The organism is Methylobacterium platani, assembly GCF_001653715.1.
In the GTDB taxonomy this organism is placed as follows: Bacteria; Pseudomonadota; Alphaproteobacteria; order Rhizobiales; family Beijerinckiaceae; genus Methylobacterium; species Methylobacterium platani.
Genome location: NZ_LWHQ01000098.1, coordinates 1 through 2463 on the forward strand (window position 1 = coordinate 1; position 2463 = coordinate 2463).

General features: G+C 59.7%; 6 protein-coding genes. 4 read left to right on the plus strand and 2 right to left on the minus strand.

From position 1 onward, the window contains the following. Window positions 1–17: 17 nt before the first annotated feature. Entirely contained in the window at window positions 18–203 is a 186-nt protein-coding gene (locus A5481_RS35865; RefSeq protein ID WP_048437681.1) for a hypothetical protein, read from the minus strand. Between A5481_RS35865 and A5481_RS34375 the strand changes: the two genes are divergently transcribed. Both A5481_RS34375 and A5481_RS35990 read left to right on the plus strand, forming a co-directional pair. Next, window positions 148–279: a DUF4113 domain-containing protein gene (locus tag A5481_RS34375; RefSeq protein WP_342447370.1), complete on the plus strand. Its 132-nt coding sequence runs from the start codon at window positions 148–150 to the stop codon at window positions 277–279. The two genes, A5481_RS35865 and A5481_RS34375, sit on opposite strands and share 56 nt — an antisense overlap. Before the next feature lie 86 nt (window positions 280–365). Continuing rightward, on the plus strand, window positions 366–566 hold the full coding sequence (locus A5481_RS35990) for a GCG_CRPN prefix-to-repeats domain-containing protein (protein WP_425339778.1): 201 nt from the start codon (window positions 366–368) through the stop codon (window positions 564–566). Between the two features lie 134 nt (window positions 567–700). Here the strand turns inward: A5481_RS35990 and A5481_RS34380 are convergent, their stop codons facing one another. Next, window positions 701–982, minus strand: coding sequence for a hypothetical protein (locus A5481_RS34380; protein ID WP_156312263.1), 282 nt, complete (start codon window positions 980–982; stop codon window positions 701–703). A gap of 240 nt (window positions 983–1222) precedes the next feature. On the opposite strand from A5481_RS34380, the gene A5481_RS33065 reads away from it, so the two are divergent. Continuing rightward, window positions 1223–1924: an SOS response-associated peptidase gene (locus tag A5481_RS33065; protein ID WP_245239286.1), complete on the plus strand. Its 702-nt coding sequence runs from the start codon at window positions 1223–1225 to the stop codon at window positions 1922–1924. Window positions 1925–2072: 148 nt separating this feature from the next. After that, window positions 2073–2463 (plus strand): Arm DNA-binding domain-containing protein (locus A5481_RS31165; RefSeq protein WP_048437683.1); only part of this gene is annotated, 391 nt, incomplete at its 3' end.

Consider the following 2463-nt stretch of genomic DNA (forward strand, 5'->3'; position numbering starts at 1 on the left):
CCGTTTGAGTCAGTGCACTAGTTGGTACCGAGCTGAGCGACTTCGCCCCGCTTCCGCGCTGCGTCGTATTCGTCGGCGAGCCGGCGCTTCGCGAGCGCTTCGATCTCGACGGCGGCCGCTTCGGCCGTTGTGCCGGCGCGGGCCGGGCTGGTCGCGAAGCGCACCTGGTCGACGACGTTCGAGATGCGGTCTGCAAGGTTCACAACTAGACTTAATGAAGTGCCGATGGTCAATGCGATTGCCCGGCAGAATTACAATCAGACACAAATTCAACCATAGACCTCACTCGTCTACGCGCGCTACCAATGTCGACCCGTTAAGCCTTAAAGCGGGAAGAGGGGTCGGTTATGAAGAAGCTGGCTGTCATGATCGTTGGAGGGTTTGCCCTCTCGACTGTAGCGTCAATGATGCCCACCCCAGCATCGGCGTTAGGCGGGTGCGGGCCTAACGGCCATCGCAACTACCGGGGTCGGTGCGTATTCGGCGGTCAGAACCAGGCTTGGTGCCTGCGGACGAAGGGGCATCCCGCCGTCCGCATGCCGGACGGTACGCTGCGCTGCATCTGACCACGAAGAGCCGATCGACAGCAGTGGCAGGGCTCTCGCGCCCTGCCACGATATACTGCGCTCGCCACGGTTCACGACGCAGTTGAGCGAGGTGCCTTTGATGAGCGCATCACATCAGTGAACTTCATTGAGCACTAAGCGACAAACAAGCTTATTTGAATATCAAGATCATTGTCCCAGTCAATTTCTCCTCGTATTTGCACAAATCCCTCGCCTGGCGATACATTATAAACTTTCATCGTGGCATTGCCTGTAAATGGCGTATCCAGACCTCCAGCCTGATTAGATCGGCCGATTTCCGATAAGGAAACCATGACTACGCTGCCTTTATGCACGCCAGGCGCGTTGAAGCGGGTATTGAAGATTCGGTGGGCGCGGATATCGCCCTTGAAAGAAAGCGACATTTCAAACTCCATCCTGCTAGATCATGCATTCCAAAAGCATGCCTAAACACAACAATACCGGTTGTTTTTCTCATTTGAATATGAACTACATAGGTAAATAATTTGCATGACGATATAAAACTTGGGTATTCGCCGCTGTAATGCATAGGTAGAACATCAAATTATGTAGAAATTTGTTGAGGTCGAACACGGATGGCCGCGCATCATCGCTGTTAAAAGATTGGCAGAGCTTGACAGGCCACGATCCCGGCCATGTGCAATCTCTACAGCTCTGCCCGCTCCCAGGACGAGATACGGCGCACCTTTGCAGTCGACCGCGACGGGGCCGGCAACCTGCCGCCGCTGCCCGGGGTCTTCCCCGACCAGATGGCGCCCGTCGTGCATATGGACGACGGCGAGCGGGTGCTCACGATGATGCGCTGGGGCTTCCCGCCGCCGCCGAAGGTCGGCACGCAGCCGGTCACCAACGTGCGCAACGTCGCCTCGCCGTACTGGCGGCCCTGGCTCAAGCCGGCGCACCGCTGCCTGGTGCCGGTGACCTCGTTCAGCGAGTATGCCGACACCAAACCCCGCAAGACGCCGGTGTGGTTCGCTCTCGACGAGAGTCGGCCGCTGTTTGCCTTCGCGGGGATCTGGCGGCCATGGACCGGCATCCGCGGCCCGAAGCGGGATGAGCCCGTCGAGGAGGAGCACCGACTGTTCTCGTTCCTGACGACCGAAGCGAACGGGGTGGACGTCGCGGCATGTCGCTCACCTCGTGCGGCTCGACGCGCCGGGGCAGGCGCAGCAGGATGGTGCGACAGATCGGCCCGAGATGGCTCGCAGAGTCGAATCCCTGCTGGACTCCGGACCCCAGAAACGACGAAGGCGACCCGGAGGCCGCCTGTCGTAAGTCTCTACCGAAACAGAGTTTTTAATGGTCGGAGCGAGAGGATTCGAACCTCCGACCCCTAGTCCCCCAGTCTTGGATTATATGCTGTCATGAGGCTTGGTAAGCCATTATATAGGGCCAATTTCCTTCATGGCCTCTAGTTTTTGCGAGCAGAAAGCGTATCGTCGTGCCACGAACGATCGCCTTCTGGCTTACCACTGGCTTACCAAAATGCCCGCCCAACGCCTTACCCGCCAGTCGCTTGCTGCCCTGTCCGTACCGGACGGTAAGACGAACTTCTTCGCGTGGGACACCGAGGTGCCTGGCTTTGGTGTCAAGGTGAGTGCGGGGGGAAGCCGCCGCTACGTAGTCCAGTACCGGCCGGCCGGGGAGCGTACGGCCAAGCGCCTCACCATCGGCGCTATTGACACGCTCACGCTGGATGAGGCCCGGCGGCAGGCCCGGACGCTTCTCGCCAAGGCCCTGACCGGCAACGACCCGCACGCCGAGAAGGCCGCCGCGAAGAAGGCTGCCGCTGTCACGCTCGGCAGCGTCGCGGATGCCTACCTGAAGCACTGTGAGGCCCGGCAGAAGCCCGGGACTGGGATTGCCCCGTTTCTGT

Coding starts and splice junctions, on each gene's coding strand:
- A5481_RS35990 (WP_425339778.1), top strand. CDS start 366: ATGATCGTTGGAGGGTTTGCCCTCTCGACTGTAGCGTCAATGATGCCC.
- A5481_RS34380 (WP_156312263.1), bottom strand. CDS start 982: ATGGAGTTTGAAATGTCGCTTTCTTTCAAGGGCGATATCCGCGCCCAC.
- A5481_RS33065 (WP_245239286.1), top strand. CDS start 1,223: ATGTGCAATCTCTACAGCTCTGCCCGCTCCCAGGACGAGATACGGCGC.